Below are 26,278 nucleotides of genomic sequence, written 5' to 3'. Positions count from 1 at the left end.
CGCGCCGGCGAGGTGATCGATGGGCAATCTGCTCGCAACCGGAGTCAGCGGCTTCTATCGCCTGATCGAGATCATCCTGGTGGCCTGCATGGCCGTGATGCTGGTCATGGTCTTCGGCAATGTGGTGCTGCGGCTGTTCTTCAACACCGGCATCGACCTGTCGGAGGAGATTCCGCGCTTCGCCTTCGTCTGGATGACCTTCCTCGGCGGCATCATCGGCCTGCATCGGCGCAGCCATCTCGGCGTCGACATGGTGGTGCAGGCGCTGCCGGTGCTCGGTCGCAAGGTCTGCTGGGCGATCAGTCAGGTCGTCATGCTGATCTGCGCGCTGTTCATCTTCTACGGCACCTGGCTGCAGCACGACATCATCGCCGGCAACGCCTCGCCGGTCGCCCAGATCAGCATGCTCTGGGTCTATGGCGTCAGCTACGTCACCGGCGCGGCGATCGCGCTGATCTGCCTGTCCAACCTGATCCGCCTGGCCCGTGGCGAGGTCGGCGACGACGAACTCATCGACGTGCACGAGGAAGGGCTCGCGGAGGGCCTCGAGGCTGCACGCGACGTCAAGGCGAACACCGCCGGAGGAGCCAGGTCGTGATCGTCTTCGTCTTCATCGCCTCGCTGCTCGGGCTGATGGCGCTCGGCATGCCGGTCGCCTTCGCGCTGATCGGCTGCGGCCTCGTGATGATGCTCTACATGGGCATCTCCGATCCCCAGATCGTCATCCAGAACATGTGGGACGGCGCCAACAGCTTCCCGCTGCTCGCCGTGCCCTTCTTCATGCTCGCCGGCGAGTTGATGAACGCCGGCGGCATGACCCGGCGCATCATCACCATGGCGATGGCCTGGATCGGCCATATCCGCGGCGGCCTCGGCTATGTCGCGGTGGTGGCGGCGGTGATCATGGCCTCGCTTTCCGGCTCGGCCGTCGCCGATACCGCGGCGCTCGCCTCGGTGCTGATCCCGCTGATGCGGAACGCAGGTTACGACATCAACCGGTCCTGCGGCCTGATCGCTTGCGGCGGCATCATCGCGCCGGTCATCCCGCCCTCGATCGGCATGATCATCTTCGGCGTCACCGGCGGTGTCTCGATCACCAAGCTCTTCATCGCCGGCATCGTGCCGGGCGTCATGATGGGCGTCGCGATCATGCTGGCCTGGCGCTGGAGCATCAAGCGCGACAATCCACGCGTCGAGCCCAAGCGCAGCATGGCCGAGCGGCTGACCGAAACCCGCAATGCGCTCTGGGCGCTTGTCCTGCCGGTCGTCATCATCGGCGGTCTCAAATTCGGCCTGTTCACGCCGACCGAGGCCGCCGTGATCGCTGCCGCGTATTCGCTCTTCGTCGGCGTCGTGATCTATCGCGAGATCAAGATCCCCGACCTGTTCGGGCTCATGTACCGCGCTGCCGAGACGACGGCCGTGATCATGTTCCTGGTCGCCGCCGCCGGCGTCTCAGCCTGGCTGATCACGACCGCCAACATCCCGCAGCAGCTCGCCGAGATGGTCGAGCCCTTCATGGGCAACAAGATGCTGCTGACGGCGGTGCTGATGCTGCTGGTGCTGATCGTCGGCACGGCGCTCGACTTCACCCCGACGGTGCTGATCATGACGCCGGTGCTGATGCCGGTGGTCAAGCAGGCGGGCATCGATCCGGTCTATTTCGGCGTGCTGTTCATCATGAACAACGCCATCGGCCTGGTGACACCGCCGGTCGGAACCGTGCTGAACGTCGTCTGCGGCGTCGCCAAGGTGCCGATGACAGGCGTGATCAAGGGCGTCATGCCGTTCATGATCGCCCAGACCATCGTACTCGCACTGCTGGTCATCTTCCCGCAGATCGTCTTGTGGCCGCTGGCGTGGATGTCACGCTGAGGTCCGGGGCAACTGCTCTGATACCCTCCCGCCGAATCGGTGGATCAATCAGGAACGCCCGCCTACCGGCGAAGCCTCGATGTCCGCGGTCGGCGCAATGACCGGCTGTCGCGGGCACTAGCCGATCTGGTCGCCGCCGCCGCTCCAGTGGAGATGGGTTCGCATGAGCGCGGCGGCCTGCTCGCGATCGCCCCGTTCGAGCAGGTCGAGGATCTGGAGATGTTCGTGCGTGTGCCGTTCGACCATCTCCAGATCGGGAATGAAGCGATAGGCGAACAGCCGCCGGATCCGGTTCAGCCGTCGGAGGGCCTCGAGCAGGAAGGCATTGCCGGAGCATTCCGCAATGGCCTCGTGGACCTCGCAGCCGAAGCGGAACATCTCGGACAGGGTAAAGACCCGCAGGCCATCCTTGCGCACGCGCTCCTGGTGCTCCCGCACCGGGGCCATCAGTTCGGCGTTCCACCGGAAGGTCGGCTCGAGGATGCCGCCAGGCTCGATCATCATGCGCAGGCGCCCGGTCTGGGCGTAGGCGAGAGGGCTGTTGAGGGTCTGCGTGAAACGCCAGCCATAGCCGCGTAGGCGCTCGACCCAGCCTTCTGCGGCAATCCGATCCAGCAGACGCAGCAGCTCGGTCCGCTTCAGGCCGTAGCGGCGCATCAGCTCGGCTTCGCTGACGACGTCGGGCACACGCCCTTCGAGCCGGTCCTTGGCGATCGCGAGATAGTGGACCTCACTCCGGTCACCCGCCTTCAGCGCCTTCAGCGCGATATCCGAATCGAGGCTCTGCGCGAGGACGAAGCCCTTGTTCGGAACCGCTTTCGCCAGGCCGGCCTCGGCGAGCGAACGCAGCGCGGCGCGGACGGGGCCGCGCGAAACGCCGAGGCGGTTGGCGAGCCGATGCTCGAACAGCCGCTCGCCGCGCCGGATGTTCTCGCTGCGTGCGATCTCGACGATCTGGCCCGCGAGCTCGATCGCCTTCGGTGACGCTGAAATGCCGTCGCTCATGCCGGCTCTGTACCCGCTGCCCGTCCCGGCTGACTCGCCGCTGCGACTGTAGGCGTCGAGAAGCGATTGACAATCTGATTGCAGATTTTGTACTTTATATCAACAAATGACAAAATAGGTTCCAGGGTAGGCGATGCGCGATATCCAAATCTGCGAGGTCGGCCCTCGCGACGGCTTGCAGCTCGTGCGTCAGGTGATGCCGACGCAGACGAAGCGGGACTGGATCGAGGCGTTGGCGCGCTGCGGCTTCGGCGAAATCGATGCGACCAGCTTCGTGCCACCGCAGGCCTTCCCGCAATTCGCGGATGCAGCGGAGATGGTGCAGGCCGCGCGCGCCGCCGACGCGCACTGGCGGGTCGGCGCACTAGCGCCCAACGCCAGGGGTGCCGAGCGTGCGATCGCGGCCGGGGCGCAGATGCTCTATTGCATCGTCTCGGCCAGCCACAGCCACAGCATGGCCAATACAAGGCGCACGCGTGATGAGCAGGCGGAGATCGTCGGCGCCATCGTCGCGCAGGCGAAGCAGCAGGCCGAGGCGCCCCATGTCATGGGCGGTATTCCGACCGCCTTCGGCTGCTCGCTCGAAGGCCGCGTCGCCGAACGCGATGTCTGCCAGGTCGCGGAGGCGTTGGCCCGGCGTGGCGTCGACGAGATCGGGCTCGCCGACACGGTAGGCTATGCCGATCCGCGTCTGGTCCGGGCGCTGGTCAAGGCCGTGCGCAGCGCGGTCGGCCCGGACATGCCGATCCGGCTGCATTTCCACGACACGATGGGGCTCGGTCTCGCCAATGTGCTGGCCGGGCTGGAGGCCGGCGTGACGACCTTCGACGCCGCTTGCGGCGGGCTCGGCGGCTGCCCCTTCGCGCCCGGCGCCTCCGGCAACATCGCGAGCGAGGATCTGGTCTTCATGCTGGAGCAGATGGGATTGCGGACCGGGATCGACCTGGAGCGCCTGCTCGCCGCCACCGAGATCCTCGCCAACGCGCTGCCCGAAGAACGGATTCGCAGTCATGTCCGCGAGGCTGGCCTGCCGAAGGTCTATGGAGTCGCCGCGTGAGCCCGCTGCCGCTCGAAGGCGTCCGTGTCATCGAATTCTCGCAGATGGTGATGGGACCGTCCTGCGGGATGATCCTCGCCGATCTCGGGGCGGACGTGATCAAGGTCGAGCCGCCGAAAGGCGATCGGACGCGCTTCTTCAAGAGCGTCGCATCCGGCTTCTTCAACACCTACAGCCGCAACAAGCGCAGCGTCGTCATCGACACCGCGACGCCTGAGGGGCGCGAGACGGCGCGCGAGCTGATTCTCGGCGCCGACGTGCTGATCGAGAATTTCCGTCCGGGATTGCTGGCGAGGTACGGCCTCGACTACGAGACGCTCGCCCCCGATGCGCCGCGGCTGATCTACTGCTCGTTGAAGGGCTATCTGCCGGGCCCCTACGAGAACCGCCTCGCGCTCGACGAGGTCGTCCAGATGATGGGCGGCCTCGCCTATATGACGGGGCTTCCCGGCAAGCCGATGCGTGCCGGCGCCTCCGTCAACGACATCATGGGCGGCATGTTCGGGGTGATCGCGATCCAGGCGGCGCTGGCCCAGCGCGAGCGCACCGGCAAGGGCAGCTACATCCAGAGCGCGCTGTTCGAGAACAACGTCTTCCTGATGGCCCAGGCGATGATGTTCGAGAGCGTGACCGGGGAGCGCTCCGTGCCCTGGTCGGTGAAGGAATCGCCCTGGCCGGTCTACGACCTCTTCGACACCAGGAGCGGTGACAAGATCTTCATCTCGATCGTCGGCGAGGAGCATTGGGAGGCGTTCTGCCGGACCTTCGGCCGCGAGGCCTGGCTCGGCGATCCGCGGCTCCTGACTGGCCAGGGCCGCGTCGACAATCGCGGCTGGATCATCCCCGAGATCAGGTCGATCGTGGCGGGGTACGACATCGCCGAGATCAGCCCCATTCTGGAGCGGCTGGGGCTGCCCTTCGCTCCGGTGAACAAGCCGGGCGATCTGTTCGACGATCCGCATCTCAACGCCTCGGGCGGGCTGCTCGAACTGACCTTGAACAACGGCCACACCGTCAAGACCCCGGCGCTGCCCTTCACCTTCGACGGTCACCGCCTGAAGAAGCGGCGCGATCCGCCGACCATCGGCCAGCACACCGACGAGGTGCTGGCAGAGTTGCAAGACCGGAAAACCGGCACCGCAAACTGACACGATCCAGGGAGGACAGCATGGAGATCACACGTCGAGATTTGCTGGCGGGGGGCGGTAGCCTCGCGATCGCCGGCCTTTCTCCCGCCGTTGGCCGCGCCCAGTCGGCGACGGCTTCGCTCGCTTATGGACCGCAGACCGCGGTCTACGCCCTCGGTGCGATCGCCGAAGCGCGTGGCTTCTTCAAGACCGAGAAGCTCGAGCTCAAGCTCGTCGTCGGCAATGCCGGCACCCATGGCCGCCAGACGCTCGCGGCAGGCCAGGCGCTGTTCGCCCATGGCGATGCGAGCCACCCGCTGCAGCTCTCGACGCGCGGCAAGCCCTGCAAGATCATCATGGCGACGCAGATGATCTCGTCGATCGCCAACGTCGTCGTCCGCAAGGACCTGTTCGATGCCGGCATCGACAGCGTCGAGAAGCTCGCGGCCTACAAGCGACCGAATGGTGGCAAGCCCGTCATCGCCGCCACCGCGATCGGCTCCGGGACCTGGATGTACGGAACCTACACCTTCGAGTCGAAGGGGCTGGGCGACAAGGTGACCTGGGTCGCCGGCGGCGGGCTGAACACCATGCTGCCAGGCCTCGAGACCAAGCAGTTCGATGCGATCATCGCGCCGCCCGGCTGGGTGGTGGAGTCGGAGGCGAAGGGCTTCGGCAAGGCGATCTTCGACACCTCCAAGCCCGGCGTCTTCGTCTCCGCCTATGGCGGCACCGTGCCCGTCCTCGTTCTCTACGCCCTGACGGAGACCTGCGAGCAGGAGAAGGCCAAGGTCCAGGCCTTCGTCAACGCGATGTATCAGGGGATGAAATGGGTCAAGGCGACGCCGATCGACGAGGTCTACGCACTGGTCGGCGAGAAGCTCTACAGCGGCCAGGATCCCAATGCGGTCAAGGCGGAGCTCGGCTTCGACAAGCAGACCTGGGAGTATGACGGGCGCATCGACAAGGCCTCCTTCGAGCGCGGCGGCAAGGTCTGGTATCGCCAGGGGACCGATATTCCGCCGGCGAAATACGAGGACATCGTCGACATGACGTTCCTCGAAGCCGCACGCGCCAAGTTCGGGTGAGCGGGGTCATGGCGCTGGCTCAACGCACCCGGCCTGACACCCCGCTCGCGCAGGCGGAGCCGGCGCGAGAACGCGTCCGCATCACCGTCCGGAATCTCGACAAGCGCTACGGGTCCGGCGAAGCCGGGGTCAAGGCGGTCGATGACGTCTCCTTCGAGGTCAAGCAGGGCGAGTTCGTCGCGCTGCTCGGTCCGTCCGGCTGCGGCAAGAGCACCATCCTCAACATGGTCGCAGGCCTCATCCCGCGCAGCGGCGGGCAAATCGCGATCGATGCGGACGAGGTCCGCCATGGCGACGTCAATCGCAAGGTCGGCTACGTCTTCCAGCGCGACACCGTGTTCCCCTGGCGGACGGTCGAGGCCAATATCGGCTACGGCCTCGAAATCGCCGGCGTCGACAAGGCCGAGCGCAAGGCCAAGGTCGCGCGGGCGATCGAGACCGCCGGGCTCGGCGGCTTCGGGGCAAAGTTCCCGCGCATGCTCTCGGGCGGCATGCGCCAGCGCGTCGCGCTGATGCGCACGCTGATCATGGAGCCCGAGATCCTGCTGATGGACGAGCCGTTCGGGGCGCTCGACACGCACACCAAGCTCGAAATGCACAAGACGCTGCTCGAGATCTGGGAGCGCGAGCGCCAGACGGTGCTGTTCGTGACGCATGACCTCGGCGAGGCATTGACCCTGGCGAGCCGGATCATCCTGCTCTCGGCGCGGCCCGGCCGACTCAAGGAGGATTTCGAGGTGCCGTTCGCCCGGCCGCGCGACGCGGTCTCGCTGCGCGAGAGCGCCGAGTTCGGCAGGCTCTACTCCCATATCTGGCATTCGCTCGGCGAAGAGTTCCGGCGGACCAAGGCGGAGTGATCAGATGAAACATTCCTCCGCGAAGGTCGTCGCCTGGCAGGTCGCGATCCTGGTCGTCGTCCTCTCGATCTGGGAATGGGGCTGGAGCCTGCGCGCTGTCGCTGCACTCAAGCCACTCGTGCCCGGCATCCTCGATCCCTATTTCATCTCCAAACCGTCGATGATCTGGACGAGCTTCCTGAAGCTGAGCTGCTTCGGCGATGCGGCCGGCTTCGGTGCCTGCTTTGCCCGCAACGACAACAATCTCTGGCTGGCGCTGCTGGTCACGTTGAAGAACATGTGGTGGGGCTTCGTCTTCGGCACCGTGTCCGGCGTCGCCTGCGGGCTGATCCTCGGGCGCTCCGATTATCTATCGCGCATCTTCCAGCCCTATGTCGTGGCGATGAACTCGATCCCGCGTATCGCGCTGGTGCCGCTGATCATCCTGATGTTCGGCCTCGGCGACATGTCGAAAATCGTCACGGCCTGGATCGTCGTGTTCTTCGTGGTCTTCTTCAACACCTTCGAAGGCACGCGTGCCGTCGATCGCGACCAGATCGCCGCGGCGCGGTTGCTCGGTGCGTCGGAGATGACGGTGCTGCGCACGGTCGTGATCCCCTCGGCGCTGGCCTGGGTGTTCGCCTCGCTGACGCCGGCGGTCTCCTTCGCGCTGATCGGCGTGATCGTCGGCGAGTTCATCGGAGCCGAGCGCGGTCTCGGCAAGCTGATCATCGAGGCCGAGGCGCGGGCCAATGCTGCCGAGATGATGGTCGCGATCTTCGCGATGATGGTCGTCGGCATCCTGCTCGCGACCATCGTGCGGCAATTGCAGAGCTATCTGCTACGCTGGCAGCCGCAATTCGAAGCCCAGGCCTGACCGGCCATGCAAGCGATCCGCTTCGACGGCCGGGTGCTGTTCCTCTCGGCCGATGCCGGGATCGTGCGTCGGCAGCTGCAGGGCGAGGATCTCGATCGCGAGGCCGCAGGCACGCTGCGCGACGATATCTCGACCGACGAGATCACGCCGCTACCCTCGCTGGTGCATTTCGACGACGAGATCGGCCGGCACGCCCATACCGGCTATCGCGCCGGCGAGAGCAACCCGATCCCGCTCGACGCCCTGCGCCTCGGTCGCTTCGGCGTCCTCGTCGCCGGCCGCCGTTACGGCAAAGGGTCGTCGCGCGAGCATGCTCCCCTGGCCGAGCGCGCGGCCGGGATCAGGCTCGTCATCGCCGAGAGCTTCGAGCGGATCTACCGCCAGAACTGCGACAATATCGGGCTGTTCACCTCGACCGATTTTGGCCTGCTCGACCGCATCCGGGCTGGCGAAGCCATTCCGCTCGCCGATCTACTGCAGGGGCGCGATGAACTGGCGGCGCGAATTCTCGCCGCCGGTGGCCTGCTCGAATACGGTAGGACTTATCTCGCCGAGGCGAAGCCGGCTCCGTTGCCGGACGAAACGGCGCCGCGAACCCTCACTCAGAAGATCATCGCGCGCCACCTTCTGGCGGAACCCGGGCGCCATTGGGCTGCCGAGCCGGGAAGCGGCGGCTTCGTCCGGGCGCGCTTCCGCTTCATCCACGAGATCTACACCGCGATGGCGGCGCATATGCTGCATCGCTGCTATGGCCGGCCGCTCGCCTTGCACGAGCCGGAGACGATCCTCTGCTTCGAGGATCACAACGCCTATGCGCATCGCTCGCCGACGCATCAGCGGCAGAACCTGCTGCCGGCGATCCGCAGGCTCTCGGAAGGGCATCGCACCTTCGCCCGCGCCTACGGCCTGAAGGATCACGGTTATCTCGCCGGCGAGGACGGCTCGGAAGGCATCTCGCATGCGCTGATGGCCGAGACCTATGCCGTTCCCGGCGAAGTCTGCGTGGGCACCGACTCGCACACACCGCATTCGGGCGCGCTCGGCTGCCTCGCCTTCGGCGTCGGCACGACCGACATGGCGAACGCGTTCATGACCGGCGCGGTCCGGCTCACTGTCCCGGAATCCCTGCTGATCCGCCTCGAGGGCAGCTTGCCCTCCGGCGTGACCGCCAAGGACGTCGTCCTGAAGCTGCTCGCCGAGCCGCGGATCCGGGCCGGGCTCGGGCTCGGTCGCGTCTTCGAATTCGCCGGACCGGTCGTCTCGGCGATGTCGATCGACGAGCGTGCGACTCTGACCAACATGACGGCGGAGCTCGGCGGCTTCAGCGGGATCGTCGCGCCCGATGCCGAGACCGCCCGTTTTATCCGCGAGCGGCGTGGCGGCGACGTCGTGATCGAGGATTGGATGGCCAGCGATCCGGGCGCGCCCTATGCGGCCGAGCTGACGCTGGACTGCTCGGCCCTGACGCCGATGCTGGCGGCCCCCGGCGATCCCGGCAACGGCGTCCCATGCGACGAACTCACCGCCCCCGTTCCGATCGGCATCGCCTATGGCGGCTCCTGCACCGCGGGCAAGCGCGAGGATTTCGACCAGTATCACGAGGTCCTGGCCTGGGCGGCGGTGCGCGGGCTGAAGGTCCCGGACAATATCGTCTTCTACTTGCAGTTTGGCACCGTCGCTGTCCGGCGCTATTGCGAGGAGCGCGGCTATCTCGACACGTTCAGGCGCGTCGGTGCCCAGATCCTCAATCCGGCCTGCGGGGCCTGCGCCCAATGCGGGCCAGGCGTCTCCTCGGATGCGCAGGAGGTGACCATCAGCGCGATCAACCGCAATTTTCCCGGACGCTCGGGGCCTGGCAAAGTCTGGCTCGCAAGCCCGCCGACCGTCGCGGCCAGCGCGATCGCCGGCGAGATCATGTCGTTCGATCGGCTGCAGCGCCGAATGTCTGATGTATACGAGTAAAACATAAAGTAATTCGATATTCAATTATAATTTATTTCCTGCTGCAACCTATGATATTGAGTTATTTAAATAGATTTACTATCATTTATAGTGTTCAATTTCAGATCATATTGCTCTATTTATTTAGAATTTGGGGTATTTATGCCCAAATTTGTGAGATAAAAACCTCATGAATACTGGCTCTTGTCGCGCTTGAGATAGGTTCCATGCCCTTTCTGGGCCTCGATCCTGCCATCTCGCGCGATGATCTGCCCACGCACCAGCGTCATCACGGGCCAGCCGGTGATCCTCATGCCCTCATAGGGAGTGTAGTCGGAGCCGTCGTGCACCATCGCATGTGTCAGCGTCTGCTCGATCTGCGGATCCCAGATTGCGATGTCGGCATCGGCCCCCACCGCGATCGTCCCCTTGCGCGGAGAAAGCCCGTACATCCTGGCATGGTTGGTCGCGGTCAGCGCGACGAAACGGTTGATGTCGATCCGTCCCTTGATCACCCCCTCCGAAAACAGGATCGGCAGGCGTGCGCCCACGCCTGGAATGCCGTTCGGCACCCAGCGGAAACTGGTCCGGCCTTTCGGCACGAGCTTGCCCTGCGGGTCGTCGTAGCGGAACGGGCAATGGTCCGACGAGAACACAGAGAACACGCCCTGCTGCAGGCCTTCCCAGCAGGCTAGCTGGCTTTCGACATCGCGCGGCGGCGGCGAGCAGACATATTTCGCCCCCTCCATGTTGAGGCCGTCGAGATCACCCGCGGTCAGCGTCAGATATTGCGGGCAGGTCTCCGCGAAGATCTTGAGACCCTTCTGCTGGGCGCGCCGGATTTCCTCCATGGCCTCGCGATTGGAGACATGCACGACCATCAGCGGGACATCCGACAATTCGGCCAGCGAGATTGCCCGATATGTCGCCTCCCGCTCGGCGATGATCGGGCGTGAGGCGGCATGGAAACGTGGTGCCGTGCTGCCGGCGCGTTCGAGCCGGTCGGTCAGGTAGCGGATGACGTCGTAGTTCTCGGCATGGACCATGACCAGGGCCCGCGTATCGCGCGCCACCGCCATGACCTCGAGCATCTGGAAGTCGCTCAGCGCCAGGCCCTCATAGGTCATGAAGACCTTGAACGAGGTGTAGCCGTCGCGCACCAGCGCCGGCAGCTCCTGGCCAAGCACGCTCTCGGTCGGCTCGGAAATGATCAGATGGAAGGCGACGTCGGTGTAGCAGGCGCCCTCCGCCTTGGCATGATAGGCCTTCACGCTCTCGCGCAGGGGAACGCCGCTCTCCTGCGTGCAGAAGGGCAGGACGGTGGTGTTGCCGCCGAGCGCCGCCGAGCGGGTCGCGCTCTCGAAATCGTCAGCCATGACGATGCCCTCGCCGGAAGGCTGCGAGATGTGCACATGGCTGTCGATCCCGCCGGGCAGCACCCATTTGCCGGTGGCATCGATGACGGTCGCGGCGCTGCCGAGTTGTTCGCCGAGCGCGACGATGCGGCCGCCCCTGATGCCGATATCGCAGTGGAAGGTGTCCGACGCCGTCGAAATGCGTCCGCCGCGGATGATCGTGTCGAACTGGGTCATGCCGATCGGTTCCGTCTGCGGCTCTTTCTTTGAGAGGGGCCGAACCGGCCGCTGGTGGCGAGAGCTTGCGCCATGGCCTCGCCGGTCAGGCGGTTGTGCTCTTCCAGGCGTTCGGCCAGATCGAGCCGGGTCCGGGCACGCAGGGCGACCATGATGCCCTCATGTTCGGCATAGGAGGCCGCGAGCCGCTCGGAGAGCTCGTTGATGGTGAAGCGGTAGCGCCAGATCTTCTGCTGCACCGCTTCGTAGTTCTGCGTGAGCACCGGGTTTCGCGCCGCCTGGGCCAGACGCTGGTGGAAGGCATAGTTGATGCGGGTATAGGCGGCATGGTCTTGCCGCATCAGAGCCTCGCCCAGATTCCGGTGCAGCCCTTCGAGTTCCGCGATGTCCACCTCGCTGGCGCGAGCCGGAACGAGCAGGCCGATCAGACGCTCCAGGGCGCCCTTGAACTCGACGAGGGGCGCGATCTCGGTCGGGTCGATCGGGGCGACCACTGCGCCCCGATTCGGGCGCAGGATTACGAAACCTTCGGCGGCCATGACCTTGAGCGCCTCGCGCAGCGGCGTTCGGGATACGCCGAAGCGCTCGCTGAGCGCGACCTCGGGAATCCGGGTGCCCTCGGGGAGTTCGCCGTCGAGGAAGATCGCCCGCAATTGGCCGACCAGCCGATCGTGCAAGGTCGCAGGCATCTCGTCCGGCACGAGCTCCTCCTTCGGAAATGCGGTGAATGCCTGCACGACCTCACCTCATGCGGAAGCAGACAGCGGAGCCGGCTGGCAGGTGAAGATTCGGCCGAATCTGCGCAAAGGCAGCATATCCACCTGCGTGGCGTCGAGACATCCCCACAGCGTGAAGGCGACCGAATCCAGGATCGGAATGCCGAGCTCCTGTTCCAGCTCCGGCGCGATCAGTGGCCCACGCATATTGGTGCAGACGATGGCGATGGCGTCCGGCCGCGCCGCAGCGACCTCGCGGCACATCGCGGCGATCTCGGCCTCGGAAACCTCCGCGAAGGAGAAATTGTCCGAGCGGCCGTCATGCCGCTCGGCGACGATCTCGATGCCATGCGCTGCGTAATTGGCCATGATCTTCCGCTGCACGTCCTGAGTATAGGGCGTCACCAGCCCTAGGCGCCGCACGCCCAGCGTCCCGAGCAGGCGGTTCAGCCCGAGAATCGCGCTGGTTGCCGGAACGCCAGTCCGTTCCGTGATCGCAGCGCAGAGCCTCTCGTCGCTATCAAAGCCGAGCCAGCTAGCCGACGTTCCGTTCCAGGTGATGACATCGGGGCGGGCATCGGCAAGCAGCTCCGCCGCCTGCAGGATCGGCTCCAGCGTGAACTGGCTGTTCGAGGCTTCGTCCAGCGCAATCTTCGTCACCCGGAAGCGGCTGAAATGCACGCTGACCCGCGGGAACAGCGGCGCGGCAAGCGCTGCCGTGTAAGGCTCCAGCACCGTGTTCGACGAGGGAGTGAGCATCCCGATCAAAATCGACTTTGCGTCATATTGCATTCAGAAATCGTCCATTGAACGAAGCGCCCCAAGTCCTCGAATGTGGACTGGACGATTTTTATGCAGCGAGTTTCGCCGGTTTGGCAAGCCGCGTCCTCGCTTCATTTTTCGATTGTCTTGCAGGTTTTTCTCGATAATCATGACCTTGAAGCTCAAAAAATGCGGCTGTACGGCGGTTTTGCCGTTCGTGCGGATCAGGGAGGATTTTGCCTGGAAGGCGGCCTTGCCGACAATGAGGAGATTTTCGGCAGGCTGCATAAATTGTATTCATAATGCAAAAGGGGAAGGCATCATGAGAAGCATCATCGCGCGGGCGGCTCTCGCAACCGGTCTGGCACTTTGTCTCACGCCGGTTTCGGCGCAGACGCCGCTGCGGGTCGCCGGCAATTTTTCGCAGAACGTCAAGCAGGTGGATATCGAGCGGGCCTTCTTCGATGCGCTGGGTGCCAAGTCGGGCGTTCCGATCACGATGAACTACAACCCCATGGACGTGGTCGGCGTGAAGGCGCCCGATGCGCTGCGCATGCTGCGCGGCGGTTCCTTCGACATCATGTCCGTCCAGATCGGCATGGCCTCGCGTGACGATCCCTTCTTCGAGGGCGTCGACCTGATCGGCGTCGCCACCGACATGGCGGGGCAGCGCAAGGTGGTCGATGCCTATCGTGCGGCCTTCGACGAGCGCCTGCAGAAGCGCTTCAACGCCAAGGTCCTGGCGCTTTGGCCGTTCGGCCCACAGGTGTTCTACTGCAACCACGACATCAAGAGCCTCAAGGACCTGAAGGGCCTGAAGGTCCGCTCCTTCACGCCGTCCATGTCGGCGATGCTGGAGCATTTCGGCGCGACGCCGGTCACGTTGCAATTCTCCGAGGTCTACCCGGCGCTCCAGCGCGGCGTCGCCTCCTGCGGGGTGACGTCGCCGACCTCGGGCAACACCGGCAACTGGCCGGAGGTGACGACGCATCTCCTGCCGCTCTCGGTGTCCGGCTCGGTGCAGGGCCACTTCATCAATCTCGATACATGGAAGAAGTTCTCGCCCGAGCAGCAGGCGAAGCTGATGCTCCAGTTCAAGGCGCTCGAGGACCAGCTCTGGGACCTCGCGATCACCGCCAACGACGACGCGACGGCCTGCAGCACCGGCCAGGGCGATTGCAAGGCGCACAAGAAGTTCACGATGAAGCTCGTCGAGATCAGCCCCGCCGACCGGCAGGCGATCAAGGAGGTCGCAGAGAAGGTTGTGCTGCCGATCTGGAAAAAGACCTGCAACGCCGTCGACGCCACCTGTTCGGCCAAGTGGAACGAGACGGCGGGCGCAGCAGCGGGCCTGGCCATCCAGTAATCGACAGGGCCGCCTCGTGAGGCGGCCCTTTTTTCCAAGGGATTGGTCCATGACTCCGGAAAACCCGGTCGCACGCGCCCTGCTGCCAACCGCCCGATGGCTGGCGCTGCTCGCAGGCTATCTTCTTCTCGGGCTCGCCTTGCTCGTCACCGCCGAGATCCTGCTGCGGCGCTTCGTGAACGTGTCGCTGCAGGGCGGCGATGAATTCGGCGGCTATGTGCTGGCGATCCTCGCAGCCTTCGGTTTCTCCTATGCCCTGCTGGAGCGGGCCCATACACGCGTCGAGATTCTGATCGAGCGCGTCGGTCGCGGGCCGCAGGCGATTCTCAACCTGGTCTCCGCCTGGTGCATCGCGCTGATGGCCTGCTTCATGGCCTGGCGCTCCTATGCCGCGCTGAGCGAGAGCATCGAGTTCCAGGCGCTGTCAGGAACGCCGCTGATGACGCCGCTCTGGCAGCCGCAGCTGCTCTGGTTCGCCGGGCTTCTGTTCTTCGCGATCACCGCGACTGCGGTCGCGCTGCATGCGAGCTGGCTGATCGGGCAGGGGCGCAGCCGCCTCAACCGCTTCTACGGCGTCAAGACGCTGGACGAGATCATCGAAGAAGAAACGGTGTCCTCCCTCGAGATGAAGGCGACCGGCCAATGATCGGTGTGACCGGCGCTGCGATCGGCTTCGTGATGATGCTCGGCCTGATGATGACCGGGTTGCCCGTGGCGGTCGCGCTCTTCCTGACCGCCTTCATCGGGGCCTGGGGTTTCCTGGGTTGGCCGACCCTGATGGGGTTCGGCAACCAGATGTGGAGCGGCCAGAACGACTTCATCCTGACCGCCATCCCGCTCTTCGTCTTCCTCGGCGAGATCCTGGTGCGCTCCGGCGTCGCGGACGGGCTCTATCGCTGTCTCTCGGACTGGCTGCGACGCCTGCCGGGCGGCTTGCTGCACACCAATATCGGCGCGAGCGCCGTGTTCGCTGCGGTCTCCGGCTCCTCGGTCGCAACCGCGGCGACGATCGGCACCGTCGCGCTGCCGCTGCTGCGCGAGCGTCAATACGACGATCGCATGACCACCGGCTCCATTGCCGCCGGCGCGACGCTCGGCATCCTGATCCCGCCCTCGATCAACATGATCATCTACGGGTCGATGACCAACACCTCGATCGGTCAGCTCTTCGCGGCGGGCATCGTGCCGGGCCTGCTCCTGACCGCGCTGTTCATGGCGCTGATCGTGGTGATGGCGATCCTGAAGCCGAGCGTCGCCGGGCCGACCCTTCCGGCGAGGTCCACGGCGGAGAAGATCAGGAGCCTGCTCGACATCTTCCCGCCCTTCGTGATCTTCGTCATCGTGATGGGCTCGATCTACCTGGGCTGGGCGACGCCGACGGAATCGGCGGCTATCGGGGTCGTCGGGGCGATCGGCGTGGCCATGGCGCGAAAAGGCTTCTCACTCTCGCTGCTGCACGAGAGCATGATCGCGACGGTGCGCATCTCGGCGATGATCCTGCTGATCATGGTCGGTGCGCATTTCCTCAACTTCGTGATCGGCGTGCTCGGCATTCCGCAGGCGCTGACCGGCTTCGTCTCCAAGTTCGGCGCGACCCAGCTCGAGATCATCCTGGTGCTGGTGATCTTCTACCTGATCCTCGGCTGCTTCATGGAAACCCTGTCCATGATGATCGCGACCCTTCCGGTCGTCTTCCCGCTGATCGTCCATCTCGGCATCGATCCGGTCTGGTTCGGCATCTTCCTGGTGCTGATGATGGAGATCGGGCTGATCACGCCGCCGATCGGGATGAACCTCTATGTCGTCCAGGGCGTGCGCAACCACGGCTCGATCATGGACGTGATCTACGGATCGCTGCCATTCGTGCTGCTGATGCTGGCCTTCACCGGCCTGCTGATGGCGTGGCCGCAGATGGCGCTTTGGCTGCCGCAGAAGCTGTTCTGAGCCGTGCTCGTCCTCGAAGCGGACCATGTCTTGCGCGACGCTGCCTCGCCCGCGATTGCGGGCGGGGCGGTGGCCGTCTGTGACGGGCTGATCGCCGCCTGCGGCACGGCGGCCGAGATTCGCGCCGCCTATCCGGCTGCCGAGACAATCTTTCTCGGCCATGCCTGCCTGATGCCCGGCCTGATCAACGCGCATCAGCACGGGCGTGGCCTCAGCCAGATCCAGCTCGGCTTCCCCGATGATAGCCTGGAGCCCTGGATCGCCCGCCGGCGAGGCCGCGGCGTGCCGGATGTCTATGCCCTGACTCGGCTCGCCGCGCTCCAGATGATCGAGAACGGCGTGACGGCGACCTTGCACGCCAATTATTCCTACGGCTCGGGCGACTACGAGGCCGAGCTGCGGGCCTCGATCCGCGCCTACGACGAGTCGGGCCTGCGCGCCACGATCTGCGTCGGCTATGCCGACCGGGGCGGCCTCGTCTATCCGCCGGCCGACGAGGCGGCGTTCCTCGCCTCTCTCCCGCCGGATGTGCGGGCCCTGATCGGCGCGGGCATGCCCGGCTACCTGCCGCTGGCCGGGACGATCGAGCTGATGGCGCGCCTGCGTGCCGACTATGCCGGGCACCCGCGGCTCTCCTTCGCCTATAGACCGGCCGGGCCGCAGTGGGTCAGCGACGCGGCCTGGCGGGCTCTGGCAGCCGATGCGCGGGCGCATGGCCTCGGCCTGCATTTCCATTTGCTCGAATCCCCTGCGCAGGCCGCCTGCGCCCGCTCGCTCTATCCCGAAGGCGTGCTTGCGCGGCTCGAACGCCTCGGCGTCTTCGAGGCCCGCGCCAGTGCCGCGCATTTCGTGCATGCGACCGCCCGCGACATCGCCGATGCCGCGCGGCTCGGCTTGAGGATCGTCGTCAACCCCGGCTCCAATATGCGCCTCGGCAATGGCGCGCCTCCGGTTGCCGCCCTGATGGATGCTGGAATCCGCTTCGGCCTCGGCACCGACAATTGCGCGCTCGACGACAATGAGGACTATCTGTCGGAGCTGAGGCTCGGACGCCTGCTCGGGCGCAACGCAGCGGCTCCGGCCGGCGATCAGTTGGGTACCTCCATCGCGGTCGCCACGGAATGGGGGGCGGAAGCTGCCTTCCTCACTGACACCGGACGCATCCGCGACGGCTTCAAGGCCGATCTGGTCGCGATCGACCTCGTCACGGCCGAAGGCGTCTACATGGATCCGCAGACGCAGACATCTGAGGCCATGCTGGCGCGGGCGACTGGGCGAGACGTTGTGATGACCATGGTCGGCGGCAGCATGCTGTATGAGCGTTCGCGACCGGCAATGACGGAAGCCGAGCGCATCCGCACGGCGGCAAGACGGAGCGCAGCCGAAACGCGTCTCGATGCCGGGTCGAGGCAGCTGGCGGGCGAACTCGCCGAAGCCCTGCATCGCCACTATGCCCGATGACGGCCGGCGCGGCGCGCTCGATCAATGCTCGCGCTTCGAAATGTCGGCTTTCCGGCACAGAACCAGAGTCCGCTGCTGGTGCCTCTGCGCAGCGAGGCAAATTCGAATGAGTCGTGCGCGACAACGGTCCGGACGCGTTCGTCCGCCGTCAGTTCGCGGCGTTGAGGGCTTTCGGCGGCACGCTCGCCTATGTCACGGATGGCCGCAACCAAGGCGCCGAGCGGACTTTTGCAGCGGCGGCGGATCGCTGCGGCGTCGTGGCGATCACCACCGAGCTCGGCGGTGGCGCCGCTGCCGATCCCGAAGGCATTCATCTCGCTGATACCGGCATCCGCCGGGTGTTGCATCAGATCGGAATTCTGAAGTCGGCGCCGCCAGCCGCTCCGAAGCCTTTGCAACTCATGAAGGTCGAGGGGCCGCGATCCTATGTGCTCGCGCCGGAGAGCGGCCTTTTCGAGCCCGCAGTGCAATTGGGCGAAGAGGTGGTCTGCGGAGCGCGTGCTGGACAGATCGTCTTCCCCGATAGGCCCTGGCGCGAGCCGGTTGCGATCCATGTCGAGGCAAGCGGGCTGATCATCTGCAAACGCGCGGTTGTCTGGACGCGGCGCGGCGATTGCCTGTTCCAGATCCTCGCCCCGTATGATGGCCGAGGGCTTTTGCTGTGACGGCCGCGCTGCTCAATCCAAGGCTGACCGGTTTCGCCTGCATTCGCTGCGCCGCGACCTATACCATCGCCTCGGCGTCGACGGTTACAAGACGCTTGGATACGAGCTTGCCGAGAGCGAGGCTTGCATCGCCGCGGACGTCATCGTCGTTCCGACAGCGCGTGGAGACCTGCTCTGGGGAATCTATCGCGGCCTGCAGGAGCAGGTAGACGAGGAACGGATCGGCAGTTTGCCCCGCCTTGTCGCGGTCGATCCTTTCGCGCGGCTGTCGCGTGTCCTCGCCGGCGACGACTACCGCGAAAATTTTGCCGGCAGTTCGCCTCTGGTTTCGATCAACGGGCCCACCGTCACCTATCAGTCTGTCGCTGCACTCGAAAGCTCGAACGGGCTCGCCGTCGCCGTAGATGCCGGTCAAGCGATTGCAGACCAAGCCAGATTGGCTCTGGAAGGCCTGTATCTCGAGCTCTCCAGCACAGCCTCGTTATCGGCGCTGGGAGTTTTGAAATCGCATGACCAATCAATTCGCCGCGCAGTGCTTGTCGGAACATCCAGTGGCTACAAGGAGGAAACCAGGCGGATCTGAGGTTGGACGCCAGTAGGCCGGCGCCGAGAGCCTGCTTTCCGGTCGATGCTTCAAGTCGGCCTGTGGCGCCCTAGAGCGCGTAACCTCACTCGCGCTTCTGCTGCGCCTTCCACGCCAGGTATTCGGCTTCGGCCTCCTGAGCGAGCGGGTAGTAGCGCCGAAGGTCGCCGCCCTTCGACAGCATCATGCGCGAGAAATCCTCCCATTCGGCATGATGGCTGCCGGCTTCGAGCAGCCTCTCGGCATAGGCGATGGGGACGCAGATCGCCCCGTCATCGTCGGCGATGATGATGTCGCCCGGTCTGACATAAGTCCCGCCGCAGGCAATCGGCACATTGACCGCGTGCGGCATCAGCGTCGTCTGGGTGTGGAAATTCGGCGTCGTGCCACGCATCCAGTAGCCGATATCGAGCGCGAAAGCCTTCGCGGCATCGCGGATCACGCCGTCGATGACCATGCCTGCGCCGCCCTTGCCGGCGAAATAGGTCAGCATCATCTCGCCGAAGATGCCGCTCTGGATGTCGCCACGGGCGTCGACAACCACCACGTCACCGGCCTCGACGTGATAAAGCGCGTGCCTGTGAAGCTGCTTCTCGCGATCGGCGTACTCGTCGTCGCCGTAGAGATCCTCGCGCTTCGGCATGAACTGGAGCGTAAGGGCCGGGCCGGCGATGGCCTTGCCGCGCGAGTGCGGCACGGCTCCTGCGATGAACGGGTTTCGGATGCCCATCTTGTAGAGCTCGCTCGACGCGGTGGCCGTGCCGATGCCGGCGAGCCCGTCGAGAAGCGTCTTGGCGGGACGGTTGATCCTGGGAATGTCGAACATGCGTCGTTCCTGATGGTTTCCGGCGTGATCGGAGCGTGGTGAGCACTTCTGCGGATGGAAGAGATCGCGAGACGGCTTCTCAAAGTCCGCCGACGACCGGGTGCCAGTCCGGGCGGTAGGGGTCCTGGTGGAAGCGGGCGTAGTAGTCGCCCTTCTCGTCGTAGAGGGCGCCGTAGTGGCGCATCTTGTCCTCGTCGAGCGCAATGCCGAGACCCGGACCGGTCGGCACGCGGATGGCGCCGTCCTCATAGGGCATCAGCCCGCCCTCGATGATGTCGTCGGTCAGGTAGTGGTAATGGGCGTCGCCGGCGAAGTTCATCTCGGGGATGGTCGCGGCTGTGTGCAGCATGGCGGCGAGCTCGATACCGAACTCGGCGCCGGAATGCATGGCGACGCCGAGCCCGAATGTGCGGCAGACCGCCGACAAGTCCTTCACCCCGCGCGGGCCTTCCCAGTAGTGGATGTCGGTCAGGACGATATCGACGGCTCCGAGGCGGATCGCCGGGCCGAGATCATCGAACTTGGCGGGGTACATGTTGGTGGCGATCGGCGTGCGCACCGCCTTGCGCACGGCGGCGTTGCCTTCGAGCCCCCAGGCCGGATCCTCGAAATACTCCATGCCGACGGCTTCCAGCCGCTGGCCGATGCGGATCGCGGTGGGTACCGACCAGACGCCATTGGGATCGATGCGCAGGCCGAAATCCGGCCCCATGCGCTCGCGGCAGGCTTCGACCGCAGCCGCTTCGATCTCGGGCGAGAGCACGCCGGCCTTGAGCTTCATCGCCTTGACGCCGAGCGTCTCGTGCAGCTCCTGGCAGAGATCGGCCATGTCCTGCGGATGCTCGTCATGGCCGCCGCCCGGCCGGTCATAGCGCCAGAACAGATAGGCGATCATCGGGATGCGGTCGCGTACCGGTCCGCCGAGGAGGTCGCAGAGCGGGCGACCGAGCGCCTTGCCCTGGATATCGAGGCAGGCCATCTCGATCGCGGCATAGAGGCGGGCATTGGAGAGGTAGTAGATCGCTCGCAGCGTCTTCAGCTTGATCAGCTCGAGATGGAACGGGTCCATGCCGATGATGCGCGGCTTCAGCTTCATCAAGGCGCCGCGCTGGTCGCCGCCGCCGACCTCGCCCAGGCCGATAATGCCCTCGTCGGTGATCAATTCGAGGATGGTGCGCAGGAAATAGCCGGGATGGACCCCGGTATTGTGGCGAAGCTGCGCATTGAGCGGGATCGCCACGCAGCGCACCCTCATGTCGACGATCTTCATCGGCGTATTGTCTCCCTAGAGATGCATGCCGCCATCGACGAAGAGCGTCGTGCCGGTGATGTAGCGGGCGGCGTCGGAGGCCAGGAACAGCGCGACCTCGGCGCAGTCTTCCGGCGTGCCCAGGCGGCTCGCCGGGATGCGTGCGAGCACGGCGTCGCGATAGGCCGGGTCGGCCAGGGCCTCGCGATTGCGCGCGGTCGCGATGGCGCCGGGCGCCAGCACGTTGCAGGTGACGCCGCGGGCCGCGACCTGGCGGGCGATGTTGCGGACCATGCTCTCCAGCGCGGCCTTGCTCGCGGCATAGGCGAGCATCTCAGGATGCTCCTTGACCTGCTGGATCGAACCGATCGCGATCAGCCGGCCGAAGCCGCGCTCGGCCATGGCCGGAACGAGCGCCTGCATCAGCCGGTAATTGGCGGCGAGGTTGATCTCCCATTGCCGGTCGAGCGCGGCGCGTTCGAAGGCGTGCCAGGGCGCTCGTTCCTGCACGGCAGCGTTGAGCACGAGGATATCGATCCCGCCGAGCTCGTCCGTCGCCTCTGCGATCAGACGCTCGACCTCGGTGACCCTCGCCAGGTCGGCGGCGATGCCGAGCGTCGCTGCGGCTGCGAGACAGGCTGCATCGAGTTCCTCACCGGCCGTGGGTCCGTTGACGCAGACGGTGGCACCGAATTCCGCGAGCATGGTCGCGATGGCGAGGCCGATACCTTGCGTCGCACCGGTGACGAGTGCTCGGCGTCCTGTCAGATCGGCCTGGAGATGTCCCGGGTCAGCCATGGCTGTCGCCGAGCCTGGCATCGAAAGCGTCACGCACGGCATCGCCGAGGAAATTCAGCGCGAGCACGGTCAGGAAGATGGCGAGCCCCGGAAAGAAGCTCATCCACCAGGACTGGTAGAACTGGATGCCGGTCGCGACCATGTAGCCCCAGCTCGGGGTCGGTGGCTGCACGCCGAGGCCGAGGAAGGAGAGGGCGCTCTCGGTGATCAGCGCCTGCGAGGCGGAAAGCGAGCCATAGACGATGACGTTGCCGGAGACGTTCGGCCAGATATGCTTGAACAGGATACGAAAGGGGCGCGCGCCGGAGGCCTGGGCTGCCATGACATAATCGGCCTCGCGCAGGGACAGCACCTCGGCCCGCACCAGCCGAGCGAAGCCCGGCATCTTGGTGATCGCGATGGCGAGCATGGCGTTCATGAGGTCGGGGCCGAGCACCGCGACGATCGAGAGGGCCAGCACCAGCAGCGGGAAGGCGAGGAAGGCGTCCATGATCCGCATGATCAACGCGTCCCAGCGCCCGCCGAGCCAGCCGGAGAGCAGCCCGAGCAGCGAGCCCGCGATCAGCGCGAGCCCGATGGCGAAGATCACGACCTGCAGCGAGACGGTGGCGCCATGCAGCACGCGTGAGAGCACGTCTCGGCCGATCTCGTCGGTGCCGAACCAGTGCGCCGCGCTCGGCGGCATCGAGAAGGCGTCGGGGTCGATATCGACAGGCGAATAGGGCGAGAGCCAGGGTGCCAGCAGGCCGAGCGCGACGATGATCGCGAGCACGATCGTGCCGAAGCGCCCCTGCCACGAGGCGAGGATGCGGCTCAGGATGATCGCGCTCGGGGAGCGGGGCGCGCGCTGCGTCGCTGTGGCGGGGGGCATGGGTCCGGTCACGACCGCCATCGCCTCACGCCTTCACGCGCGGGTCGAAGGCCCGGTAGAGGAGATCGGTCAAGAGGTTCACGGCGAAGACCGCGATGACGATGAACAGGATCGCGCCCTGGATGACCGGGAAGTCGCGCTGGAAAATGCCGTCGACCAGCATGCGGCCGAGCCCGGGCAGGGCGAACACCGTCTCCGTCACCACCGCGCCGCCGAGCAGTGCGCCGATCTGCAGGCCGATGACGGTAACGATCGGGATCAGCGCGTTGCGCAGCGCATGCCGGATCAGGACGAGGCGCTCGCTCAGCCCCTTGGCCCTGGCGGTGCGGATATAGTCCATCGACAGCACCTGCAGCATCGAGGCGCGGGTCTGGCGCATGACCAGCGCGGCGAAGGCCGTGCCGATCGTCAGCGCCGGCATCACCATGAGCCGCAGGTTGCCGCCGGGGTCGTCGAGGAAGCGGATATGGCCGGAGGGCGGCAGCCAGCCGAGCTTGAGCGAGAACAGCATGATCAGCAGCACACCCATCCAGAAATAGGGCACCGCGACCGAGGACATGGCGATGAGGCTCGCCGCCACGTCGATCAGGCTGCCGCGGAAGCGCGCGGCGAGGATGCCGGCGGGCATGCCGATCGCGACCGCGATCAGGATCGAGAGGAAGCCGAGTTCGAGAGTCACCGGAATCCGCGCCGCCAGCATCTCGCCGACATCCTCGCGGGTACGCAGCGAGCGGCCGAAATCGCCCTGCGCGACGCGGGTGAGCCAGGTGACGTAGCGCACCGGCGCCGGCTGATCGAGACCGTACTCGACGCGCACGGCGGCGCGCTGCTCCGGGCTCGCCTGCTCGCCGAGGATGGTGACGGTCGGATCGCCTGGCAGCAGGTTGGTGAGCGCGAAGACGATGATGGTGACGAAGAACGCCACCGGCAGCATCTGTGCGAGCTTCCTGGCCAGATGGGGCAGCACGGCCTTGCCTCTCAGTAGCGGTCGAGCCGGCGATGGTCGCGGGCGATCTCGGCGATGACGGCGTCGGACACGGCGAAATGAGTGGTCATCGCGATGCGCGCCGCGGCGGGGTCGTGGGCCTTGATCGCATCGACGATGGCCTGATGGCGGGCGACCGTCGCAGCGGGGTCGCGCAGGTCGCGCTGCATGCCGAGCGCACGCTGGGTGAACTTGATGGTGTCGACGAGAGCACTGACCAGATGTTCGAGCAGCGCGTTGCCGGAGCAGCGCGCCAGCGCGACATGGAAGGCGAGATCGCCTTGCAGCCAGCGCTCGAAATCGCCGTCGATATTGGCGCGCATCTTCTCCAGCGCGACCTCGACCGGCTCGATCTGGAGCGGTGTCGCCCGCTCGGCGGCCAGCGCCGCGACCTCGACCTCGATGGCGCGCCTGAGCTCGACCGCTTCGCGCAGGCCGTTGTCGGTCACGCGGACTGCGAGGCGCAGGAACTGGTCGAGCGGGGCGACAGACAGCCCCTTCACCGTGGTCGGCTTGCCCTGCTGGATCTGGACGATGCCGAGCGCCGAGAGGCGTCCTAGCGCCTCGCGCACCACCGGCTTCGAGACGTTGAGCCGCTTGGCGAGCTCGGATTCGGACGGCAGCTGGTCCCCCGGGCGGTAGACACGCTCGGCGACGCGGTCGATGACGAATTGCGTCACCGCCTCGGTCAGGCGCTGCTTGTCGGGCTGAAGGGCGGCGATCTCACTCATAACATATCAGATAACTTTGGTCAGCGAGCGCGTCAACAGGGATGCTCAGGAAGCTGGAGTCGTGTCGACCTGCGTCGCTTCCCTGTTACGCGATGCAAGGTAACAATCATTGCCCGCTGCCACGATTGGCTTCGCGCTGGTCATGCAAAATCTGGTTGCCTATCTCATAACATATCTGATAGGTGAACGCTCCGTCGGCGCCGGACGAAGAGCGCCATGGGAGGAGATCACGCCAATGACCCTGATTTCACGTCGCGGTCTCTTGCTCGGCGCGTCGGGCGCGGGCCTCATCGCCGGTTTGCCCGGCATGGCCTTTGCGCAGGGATCTCCGGTGCGGGGCGGCACCATCGTCGCGTCGATGGATCTGCAGCCGAAGAGCCTCGATCCGATCATGGGCGATGCCCCGACCTCGGATCGCTATGCTCTGATCCAGATGTTCGAGGGACTGCTGAAATTCGACGTGCAGGGCAACCTCCAGCCCTCGCTGGCGACGAGCTGGCAATGGTCGGAGGACAAGAAATCCGTCGTCTTCAAGCTGCGCGAGGGCGTCGTCTTCCATGACGGCGAGCCCTTCGATGCCGAGGCCGCGGTGTTCAACATCGCGCGCGTCGTGGCGCCGAACTCGACCGCGCCGCGCAGTCCCGACCTCGCCGACATCGCCGGTGCCGAGGTGGCAGGGCCGATGACGGTCAAGATCAACCTGAAGCAGCCGTCCGGCGCGGCGCTGGCCTCGCTCGCCGTGGAAGCCGGGATGATGTGCTCGCCGGCGGCGCTGAAGAAGCTCGGCCAGGATTTCGGGCGCCAGCCGGTGGGGACAGGCCCCTACAAGTTCGCCGAGTGGGTCGGCGGCAGCCAGATCCGCTTTACCCGCAACGAGCGCTATTGGCGTGACGGCGCCGACGGCAAGAAGCTGCCCTATGCCGACGCCGTGACGCTGCGGATCATCCCGACCACTGCCGTCAAGATGGTCGAGGTCAAGTCGGGCGGGGTGCATCTCGTCGACGGCGTCACGCCACGCGATTTCGAGGAAGTCGAGAAGAGCCCGGCGCTGAAGCTGGTCGCGGTGCCGCCCGGCATCGCGCAATGGCTGACCTTCAACGTCTCCAAGGGCATCTTCGCCAATCCGCATCTGCGCGCCGCCGTCAACCATGGCATCGACCGCAACGTCCTGATGAAGGGCATCACCCGCGGCTTCGGCGCAGTGACGCCGACCTGGGTGCCGCCGAGCGACTGGTCCTATGACCCCAGCGTGCCGCAGCCGAAGCTCGATCCGGCCAAGGTCCAGGCTCTCCTCAAGGAGGGCGGCCAGCCCAATGGTTTCACCTGCAAGCTCTCGATCATCCAGCGCGATCCCGACACGCAGGTGGCGCAGATCGTCCAGGCCCAGCTCAAGCCCTTCAAGATCAACATGGAGATCGAGATCCTGGAGCGGCAGGCCTGGGTACCGAAGGTGCTCGGCCTACAGCACGAACTGGCGATGGGCCGCGTCAATGTCCCGCGCGCCGATCCCGACCATGTCTTCGGCCCGTTCTTCGGACGCACGGCGGCGCAGAACTGGTCCGGGATCAAGGACGAGGAGGTCTTCCGCCTCGTCGACCAGGGCCGCGAGGAGACCGAGCAGGCCAGGCGCAAGGCGATCTACAGGGACCTCCAGACCGCGCTGAACAAGAACGACTATTATTCCTGGTTGTTCTTCCGTGAGGCGCGCCATGTCGCGCGCAAGGAACTCCAGAACATCGTGCTCGATTCCGGCGGCGCCTGGCAGCTCGCGGAAGCCTGGCTCGCCAAGGCCTGATGCGGCCCGTCACCGTCCTCGTTCTCTTGGCCGGGGACACGGACCTAACGGCGCCGGAGACGAATTCCACCTTGCTGCACCGGCCCAGGACCTCAATCTCAACCGAGCGTGCCGCCATTCACGACCGC

The 26,278-nt window shown here is 65.7% G+C and carries 26 protein-coding genes; 15 read left to right on the top strand and 11 right to left on the bottom strand.

Features of this window, described 5'->3' with window-relative positions:
• The first annotated feature begins 19 nt into the window (after positions 1 to 19).
• Together ACQKLX_RS20600 and ACQKLX_RS20595 are read left to right on the top strand one after the other, a co-directional pair.
• Positions 20 to 598: a TRAP transporter small permease gene (locus tag ACQKLX_RS20600; RefSeq protein WP_427363427.1), complete on the top strand. Its 579-nt coding sequence runs from the start codon at positions 20 to 22 to the stop codon at positions 596 to 598.
• Entirely contained in the window at positions 595 to 1,875 is a 1,281-nt protein-coding gene (locus tag ACQKLX_RS20595) for a TRAP transporter large permease (protein WP_427363426.1), read from the top strand. Before ACQKLX_RS20600 ends, ACQKLX_RS20595 begins: the two co-directional genes overlap by 4 nt.
• A gap of 117 nt (positions 1,876 to 1,992) precedes the next feature.
• On the opposite strand, the gene ACQKLX_RS20590 is transcribed toward ACQKLX_RS20595, so the two are convergent.
• The gene (locus ACQKLX_RS20590; protein ID WP_427363425.1) at positions 1,993 to 2,880 is read right to left on the bottom strand and encodes a GntR family transcriptional regulator; all 888 of its coding nucleotides are present in this window, start codon (positions 2,878 to 2,880) and stop codon (positions 1,993 to 1,995) included.
• Positions 2,881 to 3,013: 133 nt separating this feature from the next.
• On the opposite strand from ACQKLX_RS20590, the gene ACQKLX_RS20585 reads away from it, so the two are divergent.
• From ACQKLX_RS20585 to ACQKLX_RS20560, 6 genes are read left to right on the top strand one after another with little or no spacing between them, the layout of a single operon-like run.
• Positions 3,014 to 3,937, top strand: coding sequence for a hydroxymethylglutaryl-CoA lyase (locus ACQKLX_RS20585; protein ID WP_427363424.1), 924 nt, complete (start codon positions 3,014 to 3,016; stop codon positions 3,935 to 3,937).
• Positions 3,934 to 5,085 (top strand): CaiB/BaiF CoA transferase family protein, encoded by a 1,152-nt coding sequence (locus ACQKLX_RS20580; protein WP_427363423.1) that lies wholly within the window; start codon positions 3,934 to 3,936, stop codon positions 5,083 to 5,085. Before ACQKLX_RS20585 ends, ACQKLX_RS20580 begins: the two co-directional genes overlap by 4 nt.
• 20 nt (positions 5,086 to 5,105) lie before the next feature.
• Complete coding sequence (locus tag ACQKLX_RS20575) at positions 5,106 to 6,152, top strand: ABC transporter substrate-binding protein (protein ID WP_427363422.1); 1,047 nt, start codon at positions 5,106 to 5,108, stop codon at positions 6,150 to 6,152.
• A gap of 8 nt (positions 6,153 to 6,160) precedes the next feature.
• Positions 6,161 to 7,009 (top strand): ABC transporter ATP-binding protein, encoded by an 849-nt coding sequence (locus ACQKLX_RS20570; protein WP_427363421.1) that lies wholly within the window; start codon positions 6,161 to 6,163, stop codon positions 7,007 to 7,009.
• A 4-nt stretch (positions 7,010 to 7,013) separates the two neighbouring features.
• Positions 7,014 to 7,865: an ABC transporter permease gene (locus tag ACQKLX_RS20565; protein WP_427363420.1), complete on the top strand. Its 852-nt coding sequence runs from the start codon at positions 7,014 to 7,016 to the stop codon at positions 7,863 to 7,865.
• Positions 7,866 to 7,871: 6 nt separating this feature from the next.
• Positions 7,872 to 9,827: an aconitase family protein gene (locus ACQKLX_RS20560; RefSeq protein WP_427363419.1), complete on the top strand. Its 1,956-nt coding sequence runs from the start codon at positions 7,872 to 7,874 to the stop codon at positions 9,825 to 9,827.
• A 167-nt stretch (positions 9,828 to 9,994) separates the two neighbouring features.
• Here ACQKLX_RS20560 and hydA read toward each other — a convergent pair whose 3' ends face one another.
• The 4 genes from hydA to ACQKLX_RS20540 are packed head-to-tail and all read right to left on the bottom strand — an operon-like array spanning position 9,995 to position 13,164.
• Positions 9,995 to 11,398: a dihydropyrimidinase gene (gene hydA, locus ACQKLX_RS20555; protein ID WP_427363418.1), complete on the bottom strand. Its 1,404-nt coding sequence runs from the start codon at positions 11,396 to 11,398 to the stop codon at positions 9,995 to 9,997.
• A complete protein-coding gene (locus ACQKLX_RS20550) occupies positions 11,395 to 12,135 on the bottom strand; it encodes a GntR family transcriptional regulator (RefSeq protein ID WP_427363417.1) in 741 nt (246 codons plus the stop codon). The genes hydA and ACQKLX_RS20550 overlap by 4 nt, the downstream gene beginning before the upstream one ends.
• 9 nt (positions 12,136 to 12,144) lie before the next feature.
• Positions 12,145 to 12,906: a maleate cis-trans isomerase family protein gene (locus tag ACQKLX_RS20545; RefSeq protein ID WP_427363416.1), complete on the bottom strand. Its 762-nt coding sequence runs from the start codon at positions 12,904 to 12,906 to the stop codon at positions 12,145 to 12,147.
• The gene (locus ACQKLX_RS20540; RefSeq protein WP_427363415.1) at positions 12,907 to 13,164 is read right to left on the bottom strand and encodes a hypothetical protein; all 258 of its coding nucleotides are present in this window, start codon (positions 13,162 to 13,164) and stop codon (positions 12,907 to 12,909) included. It lies immediately after the preceding gene.
• Positions 13,165 to 13,198: 34 nt separating this feature from the next.
• Here ACQKLX_RS20540 and ACQKLX_RS20535 point away from each other — a divergent pair, with 34 nt between their 5' ends.
• The 6 genes from ACQKLX_RS20535 (at position 13,199) to ACQKLX_RS20510 (ending at position 18,895) form a co-directional block, all read left to right on the top strand.
• Positions 13,199 to 14,242 (top strand): TRAP transporter substrate-binding protein, encoded by a 1,044-nt coding sequence (locus ACQKLX_RS20535; RefSeq protein WP_427363414.1) that lies wholly within the window; start codon positions 13,199 to 13,201, stop codon positions 14,240 to 14,242.
• Positions 14,243 to 14,291: 49 nt separating this feature from the next.
• Entirely contained in the window at positions 14,292 to 14,888 is a 597-nt protein-coding gene (locus tag ACQKLX_RS20530) for a TRAP transporter small permease subunit (protein ID WP_427363413.1), read from the top strand.
• Positions 14,885 to 16,186: a TRAP transporter large permease gene (locus ACQKLX_RS20525; protein ID WP_427363412.1), complete on the top strand. Its 1,302-nt coding sequence runs from the start codon at positions 14,885 to 14,887 to the stop codon at positions 16,184 to 16,186. Before ACQKLX_RS20530 ends, ACQKLX_RS20525 begins: the two co-directional genes overlap by 4 nt.
• Before the next feature lie 3 nt (positions 16,187 to 16,189).
• Positions 16,190 to 17,647: an amidohydrolase family protein gene (locus ACQKLX_RS20520; protein WP_427363411.1), complete on the top strand. Its 1,458-nt coding sequence runs from the start codon at positions 16,190 to 16,192 to the stop codon at positions 17,645 to 17,647.
• A gap of 113 nt (positions 17,648 to 17,760) precedes the next feature.
• A complete protein-coding gene (locus ACQKLX_RS20515) occupies positions 17,761 to 18,312 on the top strand; it encodes a succinylglutamate desuccinylase/aspartoacylase family protein (RefSeq protein WP_427363410.1) in 552 nt (183 codons plus the stop codon).
• Positions 18,290 to 18,895: a pyridoxal-phosphate dependent enzyme gene (locus ACQKLX_RS20510; protein WP_427363409.1), complete on the top strand. Its 606-nt coding sequence runs from the start codon at positions 18,290 to 18,292 to the stop codon at positions 18,893 to 18,895. Before ACQKLX_RS20515 ends, ACQKLX_RS20510 begins: the two co-directional genes overlap by 23 nt.
• An 85-nt stretch (positions 18,896 to 18,980) precedes the next feature.
• Here ACQKLX_RS20510 and ACQKLX_RS20505 read toward each other — a convergent pair whose 3' ends face one another.
• From ACQKLX_RS20505 to ACQKLX_RS20480, 6 genes are all read right to left on the bottom strand, one after another.
• On the bottom strand, positions 18,981 to 19,721 hold the full coding sequence (locus ACQKLX_RS20505; protein ID WP_427363408.1) for a ribonuclease activity regulator RraA: 741 nt from the start codon (positions 19,719 to 19,721) through the stop codon (positions 18,981 to 18,983).
• Between the two features lie 79 nt (positions 19,722 to 19,800).
• On the bottom strand, positions 19,801 to 20,991 hold the full coding sequence (locus ACQKLX_RS20500) for an enolase C-terminal domain-like protein (protein WP_427363407.1): 1,191 nt from the start codon (positions 20,989 to 20,991) through the stop codon (positions 19,801 to 19,803).
• Between the two features lie 15 nt (positions 20,992 to 21,006).
• Positions 21,007 to 21,768, bottom strand: coding sequence for an SDR family NAD(P)-dependent oxidoreductase (locus ACQKLX_RS20495; RefSeq protein ID WP_427363406.1), 762 nt, complete (start codon positions 21,766 to 21,768; stop codon positions 21,007 to 21,009).
• On the bottom strand, positions 21,761 to 22,639 hold the full coding sequence (locus ACQKLX_RS20490) for an ABC transporter permease (protein WP_427363405.1): 879 nt from the start codon (positions 22,637 to 22,639) through the stop codon (positions 21,761 to 21,763). Before ACQKLX_RS20490 ends, ACQKLX_RS20495 begins: the two co-directional genes overlap by 8 nt.
• Before the next feature lie 25 nt (positions 22,640 to 22,664).
• A complete protein-coding gene (locus ACQKLX_RS20485) occupies positions 22,665 to 23,606 on the bottom strand; it encodes an ABC transporter permease (RefSeq protein ID WP_427363404.1) in 942 nt (313 codons plus the stop codon).
• Between the two features lie 11 nt (positions 23,607 to 23,617).
• Positions 23,618 to 24,355, bottom strand: a complete 738-nt coding sequence (locus ACQKLX_RS20480; protein ID WP_427363403.1) for a FadR/GntR family transcriptional regulator — start codon at positions 24,353 to 24,355, stop codon at positions 23,618 to 23,620.
• A 235-nt stretch (positions 24,356 to 24,590) separates the two neighbouring features.
• Here ACQKLX_RS20480 and ACQKLX_RS20475 point away from each other — a divergent pair, with 235 nt between their 5' ends.
• Positions 24,591 to 26,150 (top strand): ABC transporter substrate-binding protein, encoded by a 1,560-nt coding sequence (locus ACQKLX_RS20475; RefSeq protein WP_427363402.1) that lies wholly within the window; start codon positions 24,591 to 24,593, stop codon positions 26,148 to 26,150.
• Positions 26,151 to 26,278 lie beyond the last annotated feature (128 nt).

The sequence above is a fragment of the Allobosea sp. NPDC003192 genome (genome assembly GCF_050275675.1).
GTDB lineage: Bacteria > Pseudomonadota > Alphaproteobacteria > Rhizobiales > Beijerinckiaceae > Allobosea.
This window is presented reverse-complemented; position numbering and strand designations above follow the sequence as displayed.

Coding starts and splice junctions, on each gene's coding strand:
- ACQKLX_RS20600 (WP_427363427.1), top strand. CDS start 20: ATGGGCAATCTGCTCGCAACCGGAGTCAGCGGCTTCTATCGCCTGATC.
- ACQKLX_RS20590 (WP_427363425.1), bottom strand. CDS start 2,880: ATGAGCGACGGCATTTCAGCGTCACCGAAGGCGATCGAGCTCGCGGGC.
- ACQKLX_RS20585 (WP_427363424.1), top strand. CDS start 3,014: ATGCGCGATATCCAAATCTGCGAGGTCGGCCCTCGCGACGGCTTGCAG.
- ACQKLX_RS20575 (WP_427363422.1), top strand. CDS start 5,106: ATGGAGATCACACGTCGAGATTTGCTGGCGGGGGGCGGTAGCCTCGCG.
- ACQKLX_RS20570 (WP_427363421.1), top strand. CDS start 6,161: ATGGCGCTGGCTCAACGCACCCGGCCTGACACCCCGCTCGCGCAGGCG.
- ACQKLX_RS20565 (WP_427363420.1), top strand. CDS start 7,014: ATGAAACATTCCTCCGCGAAGGTCGTCGCCTGGCAGGTCGCGATCCTG.
- ACQKLX_RS20560 (WP_427363419.1), top strand. CDS start 7,872: ATGCAAGCGATCCGCTTCGACGGCCGGGTGCTGTTCCTCTCGGCCGAT.
- hydA (WP_427363418.1), bottom strand. CDS start 11,398: ATGACCCAGTTCGACACGATCATCCGCGGCGGACGCATTTCGACGGCG.
- ACQKLX_RS20545 (WP_427363416.1), bottom strand. CDS start 12,906: ATGCAATATGACGCAAAGTCGATTTTGATCGGGATGCTCACTCCCTCG.
- ACQKLX_RS20540 (WP_427363415.1), bottom strand. CDS start 13,164: ATGCAGCCTGCCGAAAATCTCCTCATTGTCGGCAAGGCCGCCTTCCAG.
- ACQKLX_RS20535 (WP_427363414.1), top strand. CDS start 13,199: ATGAGAAGCATCATCGCGCGGGCGGCTCTCGCAACCGGTCTGGCACTT.
- ACQKLX_RS20530 (WP_427363413.1), top strand. CDS start 14,292: ATGACTCCGGAAAACCCGGTCGCACGCGCCCTGCTGCCAACCGCCCGA.
- ACQKLX_RS20525 (WP_427363412.1), top strand. CDS start 14,885: ATGATCGGTGTGACCGGCGCTGCGATCGGCTTCGTGATGATGCTCGGC.
- ACQKLX_RS20510 (WP_427363409.1), top strand. CDS start 18,290: ATGGCCGAGGGCTTTTGCTGTGACGGCCGCGCTGCTCAATCCAAGGCT.
- ACQKLX_RS20505 (WP_427363408.1), bottom strand. CDS start 19,721: ATGTTCGACATTCCCAGGATCAACCGTCCCGCCAAGACGCTTCTCGAC.
- ACQKLX_RS20500 (WP_427363407.1), bottom strand. CDS start 20,991: ATGAAGATCGTCGACATGAGGGTGCGCTGCGTGGCGATCCCGCTCAAT.
- ACQKLX_RS20495 (WP_427363406.1), bottom strand. CDS start 21,768: ATGGCTGACCCGGGACATCTCCAGGCCGATCTGACAGGACGCCGAGCA.
- ACQKLX_RS20490 (WP_427363405.1), bottom strand. CDS start 22,639: ATGCCCCCCGCCACAGCGACGCAGCGCGCGCCCCGCTCCCCGAGCGCG.
- ACQKLX_RS20480 (WP_427363403.1), bottom strand. CDS start 24,355: ATGAGTGAGATCGCCGCCCTTCAGCCCGACAAGCAGCGCCTGACCGAG.
- ACQKLX_RS20475 (WP_427363402.1), top strand. CDS start 24,591: ATGACCCTGATTTCACGTCGCGGTCTCTTGCTCGGCGCGTCGGGCGCG.